The organism is Staphylococcus sp. 11511212 (assembly GCF_011394755.1).
Lineage (GTDB): Bacteria > Bacillota > Bacilli > Staphylococcales > Staphylococcaceae > Staphylococcus > Staphylococcus chromogenes.
In genome coordinates this window covers 877312-899822 of the sequence record NZ_JAANBQ010000003.1, presented here as the reverse complement: position 1 = coordinate 899822, position 22511 = coordinate 877312, and the positions used below count along the sequence as shown (strand labels likewise).

Annotated in this window: 17 protein-coding genes; 13 read left to right on the top strand and 4 right to left on the bottom strand. The window is 36.6% G+C overall.

The window, feature by feature from the left end:
• Positions 1-87: 87 nt before the first annotated feature.
• Positions 88-468, bottom strand: coding sequence for a kinase-associated lipoprotein B (locus G8Y84_RS05760; RefSeq protein ID WP_037572273.1), 381 nt, complete (start codon positions 466-468; stop codon positions 88-90).
• A 72-nt stretch (positions 469-540) separates the two neighbouring features.
• On the opposite strand from G8Y84_RS05760, the gene G8Y84_RS05755 reads away from it, so the two are divergent.
• From G8Y84_RS05755 to G8Y84_RS05720, 8 genes are all read left to right on the top strand, one after another.
• Positions 541-1146 (top strand): peptidylprolyl isomerase, encoded by a 606-nt coding sequence (locus G8Y84_RS05755; RefSeq protein ID WP_037572270.1) that lies wholly within the window; start codon positions 541-543, stop codon positions 1144-1146.
• Positions 1147-1179: 33 nt separating this feature from the next.
• A complete protein-coding gene (locus G8Y84_RS05750; RefSeq protein ID WP_037572266.1) occupies positions 1180-1443 on the top strand; it encodes a DUF1871 family protein in 264 nt (87 codons plus the stop codon).
• A gap of 410 nt (positions 1444-1853) precedes the next feature.
• Positions 1854-3044, top strand: a complete 1191-nt coding sequence (fmdA, locus tag G8Y84_RS05745) for a formamidase (RefSeq protein WP_037572263.1) — start codon at positions 1854-1856, stop codon at positions 3042-3044.
• Positions 3044-3313 (top strand): FmdB family zinc ribbon protein, encoded by a 270-nt coding sequence (locus G8Y84_RS05740; protein ID WP_037572261.1) that lies wholly within the window; start codon positions 3044-3046, stop codon positions 3311-3313. The genes fmdA and G8Y84_RS05740 overlap by 1 nt, the downstream gene beginning before the upstream one ends.
• Positions 3314-3478: 165 nt before the next feature.
• Positions 3479-3865, top strand: coding sequence for a S1 domain-containing post-transcriptional regulator Ygs (ygs, locus tag G8Y84_RS05735; protein WP_037572258.1), 387 nt, complete (start codon positions 3479-3481; stop codon positions 3863-3865).
• Positions 3866-4196: 331 nt separating this feature from the next.
• The gene (pruA, locus tag G8Y84_RS05730) at positions 4197-5741 is read left to right on the top strand and encodes an L-glutamate gamma-semialdehyde dehydrogenase (protein WP_037572253.1); all 1545 of its coding nucleotides are present in this window, start codon (positions 4197-4199) and stop codon (positions 5739-5741) included.
• Positions 5742-5964: 223 nt separating this feature from the next.
• Entirely contained in the window at positions 5965-7164 is a 1200-nt protein-coding gene (locus tag G8Y84_RS05725) for an ornithine--oxo-acid transaminase (protein WP_165806183.1), read from the top strand.
• 160 nt (positions 7165-7324) lie between these two features.
• Positions 7325-8569, top strand: coding sequence for a Glu/Leu/Phe/Val family dehydrogenase (locus G8Y84_RS05720; RefSeq protein WP_103158907.1), 1245 nt, complete (start codon positions 7325-7327; stop codon positions 8567-8569).
• A 52-nt stretch (positions 8570-8621) separates the two neighbouring features.
• Here the strand turns inward: G8Y84_RS05720 and G8Y84_RS05715 are convergent, their stop codons facing one another.
• The 3 genes from G8Y84_RS05715 to G8Y84_RS05705 form a co-directional block, all read right to left on the bottom strand.
• Positions 8622-9557: a glycerophosphodiester phosphodiesterase gene (locus G8Y84_RS05715; protein WP_103158908.1), complete on the bottom strand. Its 936-nt coding sequence runs from the start codon at positions 9555-9557 to the stop codon at positions 8622-8624.
• 153 nt (positions 9558-9710) lie between these two features.
• Entirely contained in the window at positions 9711-11084 is a 1374-nt protein-coding gene (gene argH, locus G8Y84_RS05710; protein WP_165806182.1) for an argininosuccinate lyase, read from the bottom strand.
• A complete protein-coding gene (locus tag G8Y84_RS05705) occupies positions 11077-12282 on the bottom strand; it encodes an argininosuccinate synthase (RefSeq protein ID WP_165806181.1) in 1206 nt (401 codons plus the stop codon). The genes argH and G8Y84_RS05705 overlap by 8 nt, the downstream gene beginning before the upstream one ends.
• Positions 12283-12470: 188 nt before the next feature.
• Between G8Y84_RS05705 and G8Y84_RS05700 the strand changes: the two genes are divergently transcribed.
• The 5 genes from G8Y84_RS05700 (at position 12471) to addA (ending at position 22445) form a co-directional block, all read left to right on the top strand.
• Positions 12471-13802: a glucose-6-phosphate isomerase gene (locus G8Y84_RS05700; protein WP_165806180.1), complete on the top strand. Its 1332-nt coding sequence runs from the start codon at positions 12471-12473 to the stop codon at positions 13800-13802.
• Between the two features lie 142 nt (positions 13803-13944).
• Complete coding sequence (gene lepB / locus G8Y84_RS05695) at positions 13945-14466, top strand: signal peptidase I (protein WP_037572234.1); 522 nt, start codon at positions 13945-13947, stop codon at positions 14464-14466.
• An 11-nt stretch (positions 14467-14477) separates the two neighbouring features.
• Entirely contained in the window at positions 14478-15059 is a 582-nt protein-coding gene (gene lepB, locus G8Y84_RS05690; protein ID WP_037573035.1) for a signal peptidase I, read from the top strand.
• 299 nt (positions 15060-15358) lie between these two features.
• Positions 15359-18820: a helicase-exonuclease AddAB subunit AddB gene (addB, locus tag G8Y84_RS05685; RefSeq protein ID WP_107370369.1), complete on the top strand. Its 3462-nt coding sequence runs from the start codon at positions 15359-15361 to the stop codon at positions 18818-18820.
• Positions 18807-22445 carry a helicase-exonuclease AddAB subunit AddA gene (gene addA, locus G8Y84_RS05680; RefSeq protein ID WP_037572229.1) on the top strand — a complete coding sequence of 1213 codons (3639 nt, stop codon included), beginning with the start codon at positions 18807-18809 and terminating at the stop codon, positions 22443-22445. The genes addB and addA overlap by 14 nt, the downstream gene beginning before the upstream one ends.
• The last annotated feature ends 66 nt before the right edge of the window (positions 22446-22511 follow it).

Genomic DNA, 22511 nt, shown 5'->3' with positions numbered 1-22511 from the left:
TTAAGAAAAACAACCCCATCTAAGGACAGGGTTGTTTTTAAAGGTTTATTTAAATAAGAAGAAACACGTCTAAAATAAGTAAATCAATTAGTCAAAATTTATTTTATATTGGCGTGCATAATCTGTTTTTAGTGCTTCTAAACAAGCAAGAGATTGTTGGTTGAATGGTGTATCCGAAGTGTTGAGTTTATTTTCTAGTGTTGTGATCGCTTGTTGTAAAGAATCAGTATAAGGCATAATTTCATCTTCAAAAGGTTTTAATTTACTTTTTGTCGTAAAACGTTTTTCGTATAAACTCAACGCTTTCCGTTCATGAAAAAAGACGCCTTCAACTTCATTAGGATGATGAAGATCTCCTTGTTTGGGATGTTTAATGACTTGCATCACTTTGACGAGAACTTGGTCGTTCGATTCTTCTACAATTTCTACACCATAAACGCCTGTTTTATGAGCGAATCGATAGCGCATAGATATCCCTTCCTTTTCTAAATATGTTAAGATATGGTTATATTTAGTTTAACACGAATGGAGATATGACAAATGACGAACTATCCGCAATTGACAAAAGAAATTCAAAAAAACGAAATAAAAGCAGTCATGCATACAAATATGGGAGATATGACTTTAAAATTATTCCCTGAGATTGCACCTAAAACAGTGAAAAACTTTGTTGAGCTTTCTAAACAAGGGTATTATAACGGGATTACTTTCCACCGTGTCATTAATGATTTTATGATTCAAGGCGGTGACCCTTCAGGAACTGGAATGGGTGGAGAAAGTATTTATGGCGGACCATTTGAAGATGAATTTTCAATGGAAGCTTTCAATTTGTATGGCGCACTTTCTATGGCTAATGCTGGACCGGGAACAAATGGATCTCAATTTTTCATTGTCCAAATGAAAGAACTTCCAGCTCAAATGCTCAATCAGTTACAAGATGGTGGATGGCCAAAAGAAATCGCAGAAGCGTATCGTGAAAAAGGTGGCACACCATGGTTGGATCAAAAGCATACCGTGTTTGGTCAATTAATCGAAGGTGAAAAGACATTAGAAGATATTGCCAATGTTAAAGTGGGCCCTGGAGACAAACCAGCCTACGATGTTGTCATTGAATCAATTGATATCGAAGACGAACCTACTGCATAATTGTATCGTTAATGCATTGAGGGAGGCTCTTAAATGGCGAACAACGATTTGAATATAGCGCTTTATCAATTACTATCCGAATGGAATCCGATGCATTTTGAAGATAAAACATTAGGAGATGCTGAAGTTTATGAAATGATGGATGCTGTACATCAACTGGGCTCACCTAGTGATATTGCCCATGCATTTCAAGACATATATCAATTTTCTTTTGACGAAAAACTCTCTTATGACGCTTGTCTGCAAAAAGCTACGGAAGCTGTACAATTACAACAACAATGCGATATTCCTTCTTAGAGGTTGAAAGGGCGAGGGCATTGACATATTCCTTTTTGATTGTTTCATTAATCTAGGCTACAGAATTCATCAAATGTATTTGTCTTTGACTCACTGGCAATTTTACTTATCTAAGTTATGTTAAAATAACCATCAAAATTTATCTGAGGGTAAATTTTGATGGTTTTCTGATTTTAGAAAGTTGTTCTTTGCGTACGCTTTTTATAGGGGATATGAAGTTTAAAAATAGCTTTAATTTGGTCATTTTAATCTATTAAATTTTTCTTAGCATCATACCAATCCTTTTAATTACAATGATAAATAGACGATATAAACTTTTGGTGTGTACACTATCTCTTTTAGGGTAATTTAACAATAACAACAGGTAAGCGCATTCATTATTGATAAATTTTCATAAAGGGGATGAAATCGTGCCAAAAAAATTATTTAGCATTGATTTGAATAAGAAAATGGACCAACAAGCATATCCGGGACACAATCGCTGGCATCCCGATATACCTGCTGCATTTTCAGTGGAACCAGGAGAGTCGTTTCGTATGGAATGTCTAGATTGGACAGATGGACAAATTGCAAATAATGATGACCCAAGTGACATTAAACAGGTTAACTTAAACCGTGTACATGTATTGAGTGGCCCAGTCTATGTTAATGGCGTTAAACCAGGGGACTTACTTGTCGTTGATATTTTAGATATCGGCACATTTCCTGAACACGAATGGGGATTCAATGGCATTTTCGATAAAACTAATGGCGGTAGTTTTTTAGTTGACCATTATCCACATGCACAAAAATCAATCTGGGATTTTAATGGAATATATGCGACGAGTCGACACGTCCCAGGAGTTGAGTTTGCTGGAATTATTCATCCTGGATTAATCGGTGTAGCGCCTTCTCAAGAAATGTTAGATGAATGGAATAAACGAGAAAAAGCACTCGTAGATACTGATCCTAATCGTGAGCCTGTTTTAGCGAATTTACCTACAGAAGACGCCGCAGTATTAGGCACATTAAAAGGAAAAGAGTTTCAACGTGTGGCAAAAGAAGGCGCACGTACGGTACCTCCACGTGAAAATGGAGGAAACTGTGACATTAAGAATTTATCCAAAGGATCTAGAATCTATTTTCCAGTATTTGTAGACGGCGCAAAACTATCTGTAGGAGATTTACATTTTTCTCAAGGAGATGGGGAGATTACATTTTGCGGCGGAATTGAAATGCCCGGATGGATAGAATTGCGAGTCAATGTGATTAAAAATGGAATGGAAAAATATAGTATTAAGAAAAATCCAGCCTTTAATCCAGGGCCTGTTATGCCAAATTACAGTGATTATATCGTGTTTGAAGGGATCTCTGTGAATGAATTTACAGGTAAACAAACGTATCTGGATGCTAATACAGCATACAGAAATGCATGTTTAAATGCGATAGAATTTTTGAAAACGAGAGGTTTTACCGGTGAACAGGCGTTTATGTTGTTAGGAACTGCGCCAATTCAAGGAACCGTCGCGGGTATTGTTGATGTGCCGAATGCTTGCTGTACAATTGCAATTCCACGAGAAATTTTTAAAAAAGGTGTATTACCAGAAATGGATGAAGATTAATGCCAAACTATACTTATACATGCGCCACGTGTGGGTCGTTTACATTGCGTCAATCGATGAATATTTCTCACGAAGTAGCGACATGCCCAACTTGTCAGTCTACTGCAAAGCGTGAATTTACGGCCTTTCAAACGTATAAAATGGATGCAAATTTAAAACAACGCATTGAAAAAGGACAAAATCCAAGAGTGGTCAAAAAGGAAGCGTTACCAGCTAAAAGAAAAACTCCCACTTCTACACAACGTCCTTGGGTAGCGGGTCATTCATAGATGTGCACTGCATGATACACTTAGAAGAATTGAGAAAATTGTTTTTTTAACGTATGGATATAGATTTGAGCTTTAAATAATCACGTGCTAAAAGGTTAGGATTCTTAAAAAATATATGCTATGATGATACTGTTGAAGTTCAAATTAAATAAGGGGTTATGTAAGTTGAAAAAACAGTATCGTGTTGGTCAACACATAAAAGTACGTGTGACTGGTATTCAACCCTACGGTGCTTTCGTTGAAACCCCTGACAATACTGAAGGACTTATTCATATTTCAGAAGTTATGGATGATTATGTGCATAATTTAAAAAAACTTTTATCGCAAGGACAAACGGTAAAGGCGAAAATCATTTCAATTGATGAATCAGGTAAACTGAATTTGTCTTTAAAAGACAATGATTACTTTAAAAATTATGAGCGTAAAAAGGAAAAACGTTCAGTATTGGACGAAATTAAAGAGACCGAAACATATGGGTTTCAAACTTTAAAAGAACGCTTGCCATATTGGGTGAAACAGTCAAAGCGACAAATGCAAGACGAAGCCGATTAATTAAAAGACCAGATGACATGAATCGTCGTTTGGTCTTTTTGTATATAAAAATTGATAGATGTATATTAATGCAAAATGAGCATAAATGAAATAAAAGCGTCTGAATTTACTGGCTTAAAGTGGTTGAATTTAGCCTGAATAAAAGCTATAATTCTTGTAAATGAAAGCGCTTTAATTCGAGCAATATAATCGCTTTAGAGTGTTGAAGATACAAATTACCACGAAAATTGTGATAATTCAGTAAAGACTGAAAAAATCTTTTACTTCCTAAAGGCGATATGTCATGATAAAGGTAAGTGCTTTCTCAAATTAAACAAGGGAGGATTTATAAATGATTCCATATCAACACGAACCATTTACAGATTTTACGAAAGAGGAGAACCGCGAAGCTTATTTTCGTGCATTAGAAAAAGTTGAGCGCGAATTAGGTCAAGAGTATCCATTAATTATTGGTGGAGAACGCGTCTATACAGATGATAAAACACGTGTGTATAACCCTTCAAATCGTGAAGAAACAATTGGTTATGTCTCTAAAGCATCAAAAGAACATGCTCAAAAAGCATTAGAAGCAGCTAAAGAAGCGTTTAAAACATGGAGAAATGTAGATCCAAAAGTACGTGCGAATATTTTATTCCGTGCTGCCGAATTAACACGTAAACGTAAACATGAATTTTCAGCGCTATTATCTAAAGAAGGCGGAAAACCATGGAAAGAGGCAGATGCAGATACTGCAGAAGCTATTGATTTTATGGAATATTATGGTCGTCAAATGCTCGAATTAAAAGACGGTAAAAAAGTAAATAGCCGACCAGGAGAATATAATCAATTCGATTATCTTCCAATTGGTGTAAGTGTGGTCATTTCACCATGGAACTTTGCTTATGCGATTATGGCAGGAACAACTGCAGCACCAGTAGTAACAGGTAATACAGTATTATTAAAACCTTCTTCAAATACACCAATTATTTCTTATAAATTTATGGAAGTGCTTGAAGAAGCAGGATTACCTAAAGGGGTAGTCAACTGGATTCCGGGCTCATCAAGTGAAATTGGTGACTTCTTAATTGAAAATAAAGACGTGGGCTTAATTTCATTTACAGGTTCTAAAAATGTAGGTAAAGAAATTATTCAAAAAGCGGCAGTGATTCAAGAAGGACAAAATCATATCAAACGTGTCATTGCTGAAATGGGCGGTAAAGATGCGATTATCGTTGATAATGAAGCAGATTTACAAGTGGCAACTGATGCGATTGTGTACTCAGCATTTGGCTTCTCTGGGCAAAAATGTTCTGCATGTTCACGCGTCATTGCACACCAAGACATTTATGATGAATTGTTAGAGCGCGTTAAAACTGAAACTGAAAAAATTAAAGTCGGCAATGCAGCTGAACCAGACACATATGTAGGTCCAGTTATTGACCAAAAATCACTAGATAAAATTAAAAAATACATTGAAATTGGTAAAGAAGAAGGTCGCATTGTAACTGGTGGTAACACTGACGAAGAAAAAGGAAACTTTGTGCATCCAACAGTTATTGCTGATTTAGATCCAAATTCACGCATTATGCAAGAAGAAATTTTCGGACCTGTCGTTGGTTTCTCAAAAGTGAAAGATTTCGATGAAGCTATCGATGTGGCGAATGACACTGAATATGGTTTAACAGGTGCAGTTATCTCAAACAACCGTATGAAGTTAGAGCAAGCGCGTCGTGACTTTATGGTGGGTAACTTGTACTTCAACCGTGGCTGTACAGGCGCTGTTGTTGGATATCAACCATTTGGTGGGTTCAAAATGTCAGGTACAGATTCTAAAGCGGGTGGACCAGATTATTTAGTACTTCATATGCAAGGACGTACAGTGTCTGAACATTTATAAAAAATAAAGAATTGAATAATATGCATAAAGTCTCAAAGTGTGTACAAGATGCCAATACGTTTTTAAAGAGAACGCAGGCGAATCACCATTTGGCGATGTAATACTTTATGTACGTAAGGTAGGGTAAGCCATTCATAGATGCATTCAGATGAAACGGAAGTTTGATTTGAAATGTAATACGAGATAGGTTTACCCTATAATTTCATATAAAGGGGCGTTTATTGTGACAACAAAATCAGAACAAATTATTGAATTAACAAATCATTATGGGGCGCATAACTATTTACCACTACCAATTGTCATTTCGGAAGCAGAGGGTGTCTGGGTGAAAGACCCTGAAGGCAACAAATATATGGATATGCTTGCTGCTTATTCTGCAGTGAACCAAGGACATAGACATCCTAAAATCATTCAAGCATTAAAAGATCAAGCAGACAAAGTGACGCTTGTTTCCCGTGCCTTCCATAGCGCAAACTTAGGGGAATGGTATGAAAAAATTTGTAAACTGTCTGGTAAAGAAAAAGCATTACCAATGAATACAGGAGCAGAAGCGGTAGAAACGGCTTTAAAAGCAGCACGTCGTTGGGCGTATGATGTCAAAGGAATTAAGCCGAATGATGCTGAAATTGTGGCAATGGTAGGTAACTTCCATGGACGTACGATGGCACCCGTCTCACTCTCTTCCGAAAAAGAGTATCAACGTGGATATGGTCCTTTATTAGAAGGGTTTACAAATGTTGAATTCGGCAACATTGAACAATTAAAAGAAGTTATCAATGAAAATACTGCTGCGGTTTTAATTGAGCCAATCCAAGGGGAAGCCGGCATTAATATACCACCTGAAGGTTACTTAAAACAAGTGCGTGAGTTATGTGATGAGCATAATGTCTTATTTATTGCTGACGAGATTCAAGCAGGATTAGGGCGCACAGGAAAACTATTTGCCACAGATTGGGATGAAGTTAAACCAGATGTTTATATTTTAGGAAAAGCTTTAGGTGGCGGTGTCTTCCCAATTTCTGTGGTACTTGCGGATAAAGAGGTACTTGATGTATTTACACCTGGCTCTCACGGATCAACTTTTGGAGGCAATCCACTTGCATGTGCGGCGTCTATTGCAGCATTAGATGTGATTGTTGACGAAGACTTACCAGGACGCTCTCAAGAACTTGGCGAATATTTCAAAAAAGCATTACTTGAAATAGATCACCCATCGATTAAAGAAGTACGTGGCCGTGGGTTATTTATTGGTGTTGAATTACATGAAAATGCACGTCCATATTGCGAACGCTTAAAAGAAGAGGGTATTTTATGTAAAGAAACACATGATACAGTTATTCGTTTCGCACCTCCATTAGTCATTACGAAAAAAGAACTAGATTTTGCAATTGATAAAGTGAAAAAGGTTTTTTCTGAGGCCTAATAAGTTTTAAATTTCATATTTTAAAGTGAATTTTATGACCTCAAATTTATAAAAAATGATTATCCTTTTACCATAGGTGAAAAGGCTTTAAAAAAGAATAGCTTATGTTACAATGACTTATGTAAGCGAAAACATGTAGGAAAAAGAGGCGAAATGGATCATGGCTGAAAAAAATAATCTAGTGACGTCAACTCAAGGTATCATCAAAGAAGCGATGCACAAATTAGGTTTCGATGATGGTATGTATGAGTTAATTAAAGAACCATTACGATTTTTAACTGTTCGAATTCCAGTTAAAATGGATGACGGTACAGTAAAAACGTTTACAGGATATCGTGCGCAACATAATGATGCGGTTGGACCAACTAAAGGTGGGGTACGTTTTCATCCAGATGTTGATGAAGAAGAAGTAAAAGCGTTATCTATGTGGATGACATTAAAATGCGGTATTGTGAACTTACCTTATGGTGGCGGTAAAGGGGGAATTGTGTGTGACCCTCGTCAAATGAGCATCCATGAAGTAGAACGTCTGTCTAGAGGGTATGTACGTGCAATCTCACAAATCGTTGGGCCAACAAAAGACATCCCGGCACCGGATGTTTTTACAAATTCTCAAATTATGGCTTGGATGATGGATGAATACAGCCAAATGGATGAATTTAACTCACCAGGTTTTATTACAGGTAAACCAATTGTCCTTGGGGGTTCACAAGGGCGTGACCGTTCTACAGCATTAGGTGTTGTTATCGCAATTGAAGAAGCAGCAAAACGCCGTAGTAAAACGATTAAAGGTTCTCGTATTGTGATTCAAGGGTTTGGTAACGCAGGTAGTTTCCTTGCGAAATTCTTATATGATCAAGGCGCTAAAATTGTAGGGATTTCAGATGCATACGGTGCATTACATGATCCTGAAGGCCTAGATATTGATTATTTATTAGATCGTCGTGATAGTTTTGGTACAGTAACGAACTTATTTGAAGATACGATTTCTAATAAAGAATTATTCGAACTAGACTGTGATATTTTAGTACCAGCAGCCATTGCGAACCAAATTACAGAAGATAATGCACACGATATTAAAGCTGAAATTGTTGTCGAAGCTGCAAATGGACCGACAACTCCTGAAGCAACAAAAATTTTAACAGATCGTGGTGTACTGCTTGTTCCTGACGTATTAGCCAGCGCAGGGGGCGTAACCGTTTCTTATTTTGAATGGGTACAAAATAATACAGGCTACTACTGGACAGAAGAAGAAGTTAACGAAAAATTACGTGAAAAATTAGTCAGTGCCTTCGATACGATTTACAATCTTTCTCAAAATCGTAAAATCGACATGCGTTTAGCAGCATATATCGTTGGTATTAAACGTACAGCAGAAGCAGCACGTTATCGTGGTTGGGCGTAATATAAAAATATAGTAACACGCAAAGTTCATGAACTTTGCGTGTTTTTTGAATTTATTTAATAAGTTGACTATATACATCAGGGTAATTCGTGAAAACTCCTGTTACGCCATATTTGTTTAATCGCTTCATATCAGCGAGCGTATTCACTGTATAAGGATGAATGTAAAAGCCGAGTTCTCTTAAGTGCTTTGTGTTTTTCGCATTTAAATCATGATAATCTGGTCCAATGCCGACAGCATAACTTTTCACATTTTGTAAATCTTTTTCAGTCATTGTTTGCAATTGACCTAAATCAGTCAATTGAATTAAAGGGATATAAGGATTTAAACGGTGTGTTTTTTGTAAGCTTGCTTGTGAGAAGGACTGAATGACGACTTTCCCATTCGTAAGTTGGTTTTTCTTATCCAATCCATATTTATGCATTGTTTGCAGTAATTTTTCTTCCATGCCAGGATAAACTTCTGGTGATTTCGTTTCGATGTAATAGTTAGTCCGTGTACCATAACGTTGGAAGATTTCATCGAGTGTTAGTACTTTTTGTCCAACGTATTTAGGATTTTTGTATTCAGGGTGCGCTTTATTAAACCAAGAACCGGCGTCCAATTTTTTGAGTTGTGCGAGGGTATATTGATCTACACGACCTGTACCGTTCGTTGTGCGGTCGACAGTTTCATCATGCATCGCAATGAGGTGGCCGTCTTTCGTCATTTGTAAATCAATTTCTAAAAAGTCAGAACCCATTTCATTAATGCTTTTATCGTAAGAAGGGATAGTATGTTCAGGGGCATATCCGCTAGCGCCACGATGACCAATCGTGACATGTTTTTTGTTTAAAACATTATGTACACTTGGAGATAGAGGTGTTGCTTGTTGGTGTTGTGAGGCACTTTGTACTGAACCGGCATTTGCTTGTTGAGGCATTGTCACACCACCTAAAATTAAAGATGTCGCTAAACCTGTAGAAAGTAAAACTTTGGAATGCTTCATGGTAAATCCTCCCTTTATTAAAGTAATAATTACTCCTTACTTAAATTATAATACACAAATTATAATAACAATAGATTTGAATGAATGTTATAAAAATTAATAACTAATTAAAAAAGTTCTGCTAAATTTAACAGAACTTTTGAACTCTTTATATTAAATTAATGTTTTTGCAACAGAGATTTGATGTTTTACGGACTCTTGACCAGTAGAACCATAGCTTTTACGACGTTTGACCGCTTCTGATGGATGAAGATAATGATAGATATCTTTCTCAATAGAAGCATGATGTTGTTGATAGACTTCAAGAGGGACATCTAATAAATAAAGATCATTTTGAATGGACCATAATACAATTTTCCCAACAATTTCATGAGCTTCTCTAAAAGGGATGCCTTTCATTACAAGGTAGTCTGCCAATTCTGTGGCATTTGAAAAATCTTTTTGAACAGTTTGGGTTAATCGCTCAGTGTTTACAGTCATACTACCTAACATGCCCTCAAAAATACGCAAGGAGCCTTTCAATGTATGAAGGGCATCAAATAGGCCTTCTTTATCTTCTTGCATATCTTTATTATAGGCAAGAGGCAGCCCTTTCAATGTCATCAACATGCTCATTAAATGTCCGGTTGTTCGACCGACTTTACCACGAATCAATTCAGCCATGTCAGGATTTTTTTTCTGAGGCATGATGGATGAACCTGTAGAAAAGGCATCTGATAATGCCACAAATTGAGCTTCTTCTGAGGACCAAAAGATAATCTCTTCAGCGAAACGGGATAAATGAACCATTGTCAGACTTATCGCATGTAATGTTTCAACAATATAATCTCGGTCACTCACCGCATCTAAACTGTTTTCGTATAACGAAGCAAAACCTAATAACTGTTGTGTTTCATGGCGATCAATAGGATAAGTTGTTCCACTTAATGCCGCCGCACCGAGGGGAGAAATATCAATCCGCTTCAATGCATCCTGAAAACGTCCTTTATCGCGCTCCAACATCCAAAAATACGTCATAATATGATGTGCAAAGGAAATAGGCTGAGCACGTTGCAAATGCGTATAACCAGGCATGATAGTGTCGACGTGTTCGTCTGCTAAATGAACAATGGTTTTTTGGAATGATTGAATGGATGCGATAAGATTTTGAACTTCTTTTTTTGTATAAAGGTGCATATCCGTCGCAACTTGGTCGTTACGGCTACGGCCAGTGTGTAACTTTCCGCCAACAGCCCCGATACGTGTGATTAACTCATGTTCAATATTGAGATGGATATCTTCGAGTGAGGCTTGAAATTGAATATGACCCTCATGAAAATCCTTTTGAATCTCTTGTAAACATTGGACAATTGATTGGCATTCATTTTCAGTAAGTATCCCTTTATGACTCAACATCGTTGCATGAGCAATACTTCCTTGAATATCCTCATCAATTAATGTTTGATCGAAGTGAATCGATGCATTAAATGCATCGACCCAATCTTCTGGTTTCTCTTCAAAACGACCGCCCCAAGCTTTTTTAGTCATTTTGATACCCTCCATTTTGCATTGCGTTAACTTTAGTAGGCAATCCATAAATATCGATAAATCCTACAGCAGATGATTGATTAAATGCATCTTCCTTAGTATAAGTCGCAAGTTCTTCATTATATAATGTATAGTCTGATTTTCTTCCATTGGCGATAGCATGACCCTTGAACAATTTGACATGTACTTCACCAGTGACATGTTCTTGCGTTTGGTCTACAAACACTTTGAGTGCATCTGTTAACGGAGAAAACCATAGACCATTGTACACTTGTTCAGCAAATTGCTTTTCGATAATAGGTTTGAAATGCGCTACGTCTTTTGTCAATGTGATAGACTCTAAAGCTTTATGCGCTTTTAAAATAACTTCAGCACCAGGTGTTTCATATACTTCACGTGATTTAATACCTACTAATCTATTTTCAATATGGTCAATACGTCCAATGCCATGTTTCCCAGCGACTTGATTTAAATGTAGAATCAAATCATCTAATTCGTAAGCCTGGCCGTCAATATGTGTTGGCAAACCTTTATGAAATGTTATAAGCAATTCATCAGGTGTGTCTGGTGTATCTTCTAACTCATTTGTTAAGTCAAAGGCATCTTTTGGAGGTGCCACAAATGGATCTTCTAATACACCGCATTCATTACTACGTCCCCATAAGTTTTGGTCGATAGAATAAGGTGATTCTTTTCCAATTGGTACAGGAATATTATGTTTTTTTGCATAATCAATTTCTTCTTCACGGCTCCAACCCCATTCTCTTACAGGTGCGATCACTTTAAGTTTAGGGTCTAATGCTTTAATAGCGACTTCAAATCGAACTTGGTCATTCCCTTTACCTGTACAACCATGAGCAATGGCATCTGCTTGAGTTTCATGTGCGATTTCAACAAGCTTTTTAGAAATTAACGGACGAGATAAAGCAGAAACTAAAGGATAAGCTTGTTCATACATTAAATTACCTTTAATCGCATAGCCGACGTAATCTTCACTAAATTCTTTTGTGGCATCAATCACATGTGACTCGACCGCTCCCATATCGAGTGCTTTTTGATAGACAACATCTAAATCTTTGCCCTCGCCAACATCTAAGCAGCAAGCGACAACTTCATAACCTTGATCAATCAACCATTGAACGGCCACGCTCGTATCAAGACCGCCTGAGTATGCTAATACAACTTTTTGTTTATTCATTTCCAATTCCCCCTCGGTGTTTAATATGTATAGCACTTACTATATCACAAATGATTTATTATGCAAGTATATAAATAAATATACACTAAAAATTTTGAAATGAGCAAGAATCTGCGAGTCTGAAAATTGAAAACATATGAAAATCTTAGTAGAATAACAATAGTTAGAAATATTAGGAGGCGCAGTGCATGACACATATTCAATTAGATTATCAAAAAGCGTTATCATTTTTTGAACAACACGAAATCGATCAACAAGCTGACCTTGTTAAATCAGTACATCACACAATTCATGAAGGTACAGGAGCAGGTAGCGACTTTTTAGGTTGGGTTGATTTACCCGTAGATTATGATAAAGAGGAATTTGCACGTATACAAAAATCCGCAAAGCAAATTCAATCTAACTCTGACGTCTTAGTGGTTATTGGTATTGGTGGTTCATATTTAGGTGCACGTTCAGCTATTGAGATGTTGACACCAGCATTTAAAAAGAATGAGGATACACCTGAAATTATTTTTGCAGGACATCATTTATCATCCACATATACACAAGAATTAATTGACTATTTAGAGGGCAAAGACTTCTCAGTGAATGTCATTTCTAAATCTGGAACAACAACTGAACCAGCAGTAGCATTTCGTCTTTTCAAAAAATTATTAGAAGAAAAATACGGTAAAGAAGAAGCAGTAAAACGTATTTTCGCTACGACAGATAAAGAAAAAGGTGCATTAAAACAACTTGCAACTAACGAAGGATACGAATCATTTATCGTGCCTGATGATGTTGGGGGTCGTTTCTCAGTCCTTACAGCAGTAGGACTTTTACCTATCGCAGTTGCAGGAATTGATATTGAAAGCATGATGTCAGGGGCTGCAAAAGCACGTGAAGAATTAAGCTCTGATGACGTTTCTGAAAATATTGCTTATCAGTATGCGACGATTCGTAATATCCTATATAGCAAAGGATATACGACTGAAATGTTGATCAACTATGAACCCTCATTACAATATTTTAACGAATGGTGGAAACAACTTTTCGGAGAATCTGAAGGTAAAGACCTAAAAGGGATTTATCCATCTAGTGCAAACTTTACAACAGATTTGCATTCATTAGGTCAATATGTTCAAGAAGGGCGTCGTTTCTTATTTGAAACTGTTTTAAAAGTTGAATCACCTAAGCATGTGATTACAATTGAAGAAGACCCAGAGGATTTAGATGGTTTGAATTATTTGGCTGGTAAAACAGTTGATGATGTCAATACGAAAGCATTTGAAGGGACATTGCTCGCACATACTGACGGAGGTGTTCCTAACTTAGTTGTGAAAGTACCTCAACTCGATGCCTTTACTTATGGCTATCTTGTTTACTTCTTTGAAACAGCTGTAGCGATGAGTGGCTACCAACTAGGTGTTAATCCGTTCAACCAACCAGGTGTAGAAGCTTACAAACAAAACATGTTTGCATTATTAGGTAAACCTGGTTTCGAAGATAAGAAAAAAGAACTTGAAGAAAGATTATAAGCGTTAAATGACTCCATAGAGGCGAGGACGATAAAGTCCCGCCTCTTTTTGAATGCAACATAATTCGTTCTTAAGTAGGATACTGAAATAAATAAAACAAGGTATAATAGATAAACTTCAAATAAAAAGGGGGGGAGCCAATATGAGAAAAACCATTAAAATTATGGGAGCATTGATAAGCGCCATCATTGTACTCTTGGTGATTGTCTTGTTTATTGCAGTCCCTTTTCGTGCAGACAATGACTATATGTCCCCCCTAATTCAAAAAGGAGATCGCATGATTGTGAATCAACTGACGCCCCGATTGAACATGATTCATCATGCGGATATGATTGTATATCATAAAGATGGTCAACTGCATCTTGGTCGGATTATAGGTGAACCAGGTCAATCCATTGAGATTAAGGCACAACAACTCTACGTGGACAACCAACCGGTAAAAGATGATTGGGTCAAACAAATAGGGGTTCAAAATTGGTCTTCAAAGATGTTATCTGAACAAGAAAGTGATATTATAAGTCCTAGTCATTATGTTGTGATGAATCAGCTTTCATCTTCAAAGGAATCTGAAGCCTTTGGAACTGTACATAAAAATGATATAATAGGAACGATTTTAATACGTTATTATCCTTTCGAAAAAATGACTGTAAACTTTAAGGATTAGAGGTGTCGATGTTGAAAAAAGAAACAATGGAATGGTTGGTTTCTATTGGTTTAGCGTTACTCATAGTGGGGTTACTTTATGCTTTTGTCATCAAACCATATAATGTAAAGGGAGACTCAATGGATCCAACATTAAAAGATGGCGAGCGCGTCATTGTTAATAAGCTAGGGAAAACATTTGGAAACCTAGAGCGTGGTAATGTGATTGTGTTCCATGCGGATGAAAATAGTGATTACGTCAAGCGTATCATTGGTGTCCCTGGCGATCATATTGAATATAAACATGATGTTTTATATGTTAACGGTAAAAAAACACCAGAACCGTATTTAGAGTACAATATGAAACATAAAAATTATGAAGAAATTACAGGGTCATTCAAATCATCTGATTTACCGAATAGTGGTGGACAGTATAAGATTCCTAAAGACAGATACTTAGTTTTAGGGGACAATCGTGAAGTAAGTAAAGATAGTCGTGCTTTTGGTTTAATTGACAAAAAGCAAATTGTGGGTAAAGTTTCTTTACGTTTCTGGCCATTCAGTGAATTTAAAATCAATTTTAACCCTGATCATACAAGTAATCAAAACGGTTAAATATGGCGAGGCGATATATTATTCGCGCCTTCATTATAATTTTATTTAATAGATATTTTAATAGCCATCAAAATTTATCAAGAGGTAAATTTTGATGGCTTTTTCATATTGTTAGAAGTTTACGATTTTATCTCTAAGTAAAGCGGCATAGATGTTCCTATTTCTATATGAATTCACGTGAAAAGAAGGGCATTTTGTATGAAATTTATGCATCTAAGGATTGTATGAAACGTATCGAGTAAACGATAGGAGAATGCTATAATAAATATAAAATGAACGAGAGTTAAAGGGGTGAAGAAATGTTTCGAACATTTCTAGGTCGTGCAGGTACTGGAAAAAGCACGGCAATGTTAGATGAAATTAAAAAGAAACTTCAAACGCAACCCATTGGGGATCCTATTGTCTTGATTACGCCTATGCAAGGGACCTACATGTATGAGCAAGCCTTCGTCAATGATGAAGCGTTACGTGGAAGTTTACGGGCAGAAGTGCTACACTTTGAAAGATTAAGTCATCGCGTATTTCAAGAATTAGGTGGTGTGACCGAAAAACGTTTATCCACAAGTGCTATAGAAATGATGCTTTATGATATTTTACAAGAACAACGTCAACATCTTAAGTTGTATCATGCGCAAACTGAATATTTAGGGTTTAGTGCAAAAATTAGAGAACAAATTCAAGATTTTGAAAAATATGCGATTACTTCTGAAATGGTGTTAGAAGCAGCGCAAAATGAGCGATTTGAACGTCGTACGCGTGATAAATTATCGGACATAGGATTAATCTACGAGCAACTTATGGAGCGCTTATCAGATGAGTATATAACGTCCGAAGCTTTAATGAATCGTTTTATTTCATTGATTCCTCAATCAAAATGGCTCTCTAAAGCCGATATCTACATTGATGGCTTTCATAACTTTTCGACGCAAGAATATTTGGTGATTGAGGCATTAGTTCAACAAGCAAAGTCCGTGACCGTCTTATTGACGACAAATGGTGATAAAGATGAGTTTAGCATGTTTCGAAAACCGTCCGAAGCCCTTCTACATATCGAAGACATTGCCAAGCGAGTAGGGGTACCGCTACAATCTGTCTCATTTACAACACAATATCGATTCCAACGTCAGGACATGAGACACCTTGAACAACAATTTGACGCATTGTTGCCAGAGCGTTATCACAATGATATCGAGTCTATAGAAATCCTTGAATCCCCAACAACGCGTGATGAAGTCAATGAAATTGCGCGACAAATTTTAAAAGATGTACGCGAGCATCAATATCGCTTTAAAGATATTGCCATTTTGTATCGAGACCCGAGCTATACGTATTTATTAGATGCGATTTTGCCACAGTTTGATATTCCGTATAATATTGATGTTAAAAAATCTATGACGCACCATCCTGTGATGGAGATGTTGCGCGCCCTCATTGAAGTGATGCAAACAGGTTGGCAATTTGAACCATTGATGCGTCTGTTAAAAACAAATGTTTTAACGAAGCAATATACAGATAGTATGCATCGTATTGATATTTTGGAAAACTTTGCTATCGAGCGAGGCATTTACGGAAAGCGTTGGATAGATCCAAAATATTTTACGCTTGAGCAATTTGAAAAAATGGGGATTAAACGAAAAAAAATTAATGAAGATGTAAAAACATTATTCGAACGTGTCGTGACTTTAAAAAATGATGTTTTTCATAAGTTATTAACGTTTGAAGAAAGATTAAATAAAGGTCAACACGTGTTAGATTATGCAACAGCTTTTTATGAAGTCATGGAAGATTTTGAACTGCCACAGCAACTGATGACGGAACGTGATTTATTAGATGAGGCTGGGAAACACACAGAAGCAGAAGAAATCGATCAAATTTGGAATGGATTTAGTCGTGTTTTAGATGATGTAGTCACTGTTTTTCAAGAGCAATCGATGTCTTTAAAAAGATTTCTTGAACTATTAGATGTCGGGTTAAATGAGCTTGAATTTTCAATGATTCCTCAAACGTTAGATCAAGTCACGATAGGAACGATGGATCTTGCAAAGGTAGATAATAAAAAGCATGTATATATGATAGGTATGAATGATGGTGTCATGCCTCAAGCGTCCTCAAGTCAAAATTTAATGTCCGATGAAGAAAAGAAACAGTTCGAAAGTGTTACCGAGATGCAACTCAGTCCTACTGCGGACATATTACAAATGGACGAAGCGTTCGTTTGCTATTATGCCATGACACGTGCGACTGAAAAAGTAACGTGGAGTTACAGTTTAATGGGAACGAATGGTAATGAAAGAGAAATAAGTCCATTTTTAATACAGACGATGGGCCTATTTTCGAAATTACAAGTGACAGCAACAAAAAGAGAACATGAACGTCATACGTTGTCTCTCGTTTCCCATCCGCATCAAACAAAAGTCCATTTGTTCGAAGCTTTAAAATCCGCTTTAGAAGGTGAATTGATTTCGGATATTTGGTATGACGTCTATTATGTGATGGCAGAGTATACGGCATTGTCAAAAGGTTTGAATCATCTTAAAACGGCACTCACTTATACGAATGACACTACTCAGCTCGATCAACAAATGACAAAAGCATTATATGGAACAACGATTAATGCGAGTGTCTCACGTTTTGAAGGTTATCAAACTTGCCCATTTAAACATTATGCTTCTCATGGGCTACGTTTAAACGAACGTACAAAATACCAACTGCAAAGTTTTGATTTAGGGACGATTTTTCACGACGTCTTACGTTACATTGCTGAAAAAGTAGAAGGCCGTTTCAACCAATTGACAGCGACTCAAATTCAGCAATTAACAGAAGAGGCGCTAGCACATTATTTACCTGAGGTTCAATACAATTTATTGAATTCAACGTCTTATTATCAATATTTGTCACAACGTATTGGCGCCATTGTGCAAGCCACTTTATTTGCGATGAAACATCAAAGTGAATATTCTCAATTTCATCCTATCGCATTTGAAAAATCGTTTAGAAAGCGTCCACGTAATGAGAATGAACTTGTGGCACAACCTCTACAAACGAAACAGGGCATACCGATTAATATTAGAGGACAAATTGACCGTATTGATATTTTTGAAACTCATGATAAGAGCTTTGTCAATATCGTAGACTATAAATCTTCTACCACAAGTGCATCATTAGATTTAGTAAAGGTGTATTATGGATTACAAATGCAAATGATGACGTATATGGATATTGCACTACAGAATAAAGACAGACTCGGTTTATCAAATGAAGTCAAACCGGGTGGATTTCTTTATATGTATGTGCATAAATTTAAAGATGAGAAACGAACTTGGTCTAATTTAAACGTAGAAAACTTAGCACAGGCTTTCTTGAAATCATATCAATTGAGTGGATTGCTGAATAGTGATCCAGATGTATTAGAAGCTTATGATAAGCGTTTAACAGGTGGGTTTAGCTCAGATATTGTTCCGGTTCGATTAAAGAAAAATGGCGAATTTTACAGTTCTAGTAAAGTGGCAGATGAAAAGACGCTTTACCGTTTAATGCAACATAACCAACAAAATTTTGAAAAGATTGCGACAAACATTATGGATGGACATACCGAAGTTGCCCCACTTAAATATAAAGAAACGCTCCCTTGTCGTTTTTGTAATTATCAATCTGTTTGTCATGTAGACAGTTTGATTGATGCGCCAAAATATCGCACGGTGGATGAAAAGATTGATCCTTTAAAATGTTTGAGAGAGGAGGAAGACGATGATTCCAACTAAACCACAAGAGGTGCAATGGACAGATGCCCAATGGGAGAGTATCTATGCGAAAGGGCAAGATGTTCTAGTGGCTGCTGCTGCAGGTTCAGGGAAAACGGCTGTACTTGTAGAACGCATCATTCAACGCATTTTAACAGATGGCATTGATGTGGACCGTCTGCTCGTTGTGACCTTTACCAACTTAAGCGCTAGAGAAATGAAACATCGTATTGAAGCAAGAATTCAACAAGCCATTATAGAAGACCCGTCCAACCAACATATTAAAAATCAAAGTGCAAAAATTCATCAAGCACAAATTTCTACTTTACACAGTTTTTGTTTAAAGTTAATTCAACAACATTACGATGTATTAGAAATTGACCCTAACTTTCGGACGGCAAGTGAAGTTGAAAATGTATTGTTATTAGAATCGGTGATTGATGATGTTTTCGAAACACATTATAGTCAATTAAATTCACATTTTATTGCATTAACAGAACAAATTGGTTCAGATCGCAACGATGAACGCTTACGTCAAATTATCAAAAGTTTGTATTACTTTAGTGTGGCTAACCCAAACCCTCAAGAGTGGCTTGATGCACTAGATGCACCCTATATAGAGACGCATCTTCGACAACATTATCTCTCTAATTTAAATCGTTATATCAAACTTTATGTAGAAGCGGCACAAGCTGCACTTGAACAAGCCTATAATCAATTGGAACTTATCGGAGATTTAGAAAAACATGTGCCATTTGTAGATGCTCATCGTCAAGCATTGCGTGGCCTTTTAAGTGAGAGTCAAATTGATAAAATGCAACTGAAAGACTATGACTTTGGACGTTTACCCACAAAACCTCGGGACATCGGAAAAGACGAAAGTTTAAATGAAATGTATGAAACATTCAAAGCATACTATGATCAATTTAAAACGCTATTGACGAAAGTAAAAGAAGAGTTCGCCGCACGTGATGATGAGGAATTAATGTCTGAATTGACACATTTGGCACCGAGAGTTAATTATCTTGCACAAATGACAAAAGACGTCATTCAGGCATTTAGTAAAGCGAAAAGAGAACGTAATATTTTAGATTTCACAGATTATGAGCATTTTGCACTTCGAATTTTATATGATGAAAAGGGTCACCCTTCAGAAGTGGCTGAGATGTATCGCCAACGTTTTGAAGAAATTCTTGTAGATGAATATCAAGATACGAATCGCGTGCAAGAAAAGATAATTGCGAGCATTAAGCGTGGAGATGCCTCAAATGGAAATCTTTTTATGGTGGGCGATGTAAAACAATCGATTTATAAGTTCAGACAAGCTGATCCAAGTTTATTCATTGAAAAGTATCAAGCATTCAATCAACCTGATCAATCAAGTGGTTGGAGAATCGATTTATCACAAAACTTTCGTTCGCGTAAAGAAGTATTAAACAGTACCAACTACCTATTTCATCATATGATGGATTCAGAAGTAGGAGAAATCGAGTACGATGCAGCGGCAAGATTGTATTATGGGGCCCCGTTTGATGCGGTCGACATCCCGTTACATTTCAATGTGCTATTAGAGGAGCAAGACAGTGATTTAACAGGATCTGAACAAGAGGCGCATTTGATTGCAGCACAAGTTGAAACGATTCTTGAAACACAAAAAGTGTATGACATCAAAACAAAACAATATCGCCCAGCGACGTATAAAGATATTGTCATTTTGGAAAGAAGCTATAGTAACGCCCGTCATTTACAACGAGTGTTTAAAGATAGGGATATTCCTTTTTATGTAAATAGTAAACAAGGCTATTTTGAACAGACAGAAATAAGACTTATGCTATCGTTTTTAAGAGTTATAGATAATCCACTTCAAGACATTTATTTAGTCGGATTGATGCGTTCAGTGATTTATCAGTTTACTGAAGATGAACTTGCTCAAATTAGAATTATTTCACCTAATGATGATTATTATTACCAATCCATTCAGCATTATATGAAATCTGAACAAGCACAACCTGAACTGATAGATAAGCTCAAATTATTTCTTAATGATATAGAGGCTTACCGCAAATACAGTCAGAGTCATCCTGTGTATCAATTGATAGATAAGATTTTTAATGACCATTATTTAATCCAATATTTTAGCGGTCTTGTCGGCGGACAAGGGCGACGTGCCAATTTACATGGATTGTTTAACAAAGCCGTTGATTTTGAGTCATCAAGTTTTAGAGGGCTTTTCCAATTTATTCGATTTATAGATCAAATGATAGAAAGAGGAAAAGATTTCGGAGAAGAAAATATGATTGGGCCGAATGACAATGTCGTACGAATGATGACAATTCATAGCAGTAAAGGATTAGAATTCCCATTCGTCATTTATTCAGGTCTAACCCGTGACTTCAACATGATGGACTTAAATCAACCTGTCATATTAAATCAACACGAGGGGTTAGGACTTCAATATTACGACGAAGAAAAAGGAATATTTTATCCATCATTGATTTCGATGAGTATCGAGTTAACCAATCGAAAAGAAATTATTTCCGAGGAAATGAGATTAATTTATGTGGCCTTAACACGTGCGAAAGAACAACTGTATCTTATTGGTCGTGAGAAAAAAGAAGAGCGTTTAGAAAAACTGACACAAGCGCCCATTGCGCAAGATAAACTTACAGCGCTCACAAGATTCAATGCTAAAAATCCATTTGAACTGATTTATAGTGTGTTTAGTAAATTTGACAACCAGTCACTCATTGATGCGTTGCGCTTTAAAGCTCCTTCTCAACAAGACGCTTCATTGCAACCGGCAATTGAAATCAAACATATTGAAGCCAAAGATATTCTACCGACTGAAACAGAAGAAGCCCATCGTCTCACAATGGAAGGACTCGAACAACAAATCAATAAAGGAGGGCGTGATCGCGCAACTACCCGTGAAATTGAAGCGCGACTTTTATTTGAATATCCATATCAAAGTGCGCAACACGATGCTTCTAAACAATCGGTCTCTGAGTTAAAACGCCAACTTGAAACGGAACAGGCAGATACCAATTATGATCGGGTGCGTCAATACCGCTTAGGCGTGGCCACATACAATCGCCCTCAGTTTCTTGAAGAACAAAAACGAACTGCAGCGGAAATAGGAACTTTAATGCATACAGTGATGCAACATTTGCCATTTCGTAAAGAGGGCTTAACAGAAGAAGAACTTAACGCCTATATTGACACTCTCGTACAACGGGCCATCATTAGTGAAGGTGCCATAAATGATATTCAACGAGATGATGTAATGCGATTCATTAACAGTGATTTATATCAACGAATTGCAGAAAGTGATGAGATTTATCGAGAACTCCCCTTTATTGTGAATCAACATGATTTAGAAAGTGAGACGCATGATAATGATGCAGCTATCATTCAAGGGATGATTGACGTAGTTTATGTTGAAGAAGGGACGTATCATTTTGTGGATTATAAAACGGATGCCTTTGTGAAACGTCGAGGAATGACAGATGATGAAATTGGAGCACAATTGAAAGAAAAATACCGCATTCAAATGCAGTATTATAAAAAAGCTTTAGAGACGATTACAGGTCAACATGTTTCAGGATATTTGTATTTCTTTAAGTTTGGTGCCTTAGTAATTGATTAAATTAAAAGGGTAAATGTGTGATTTATCTGAAATTTTCGTTATAATGTGTGTAAGATATACGTTAGG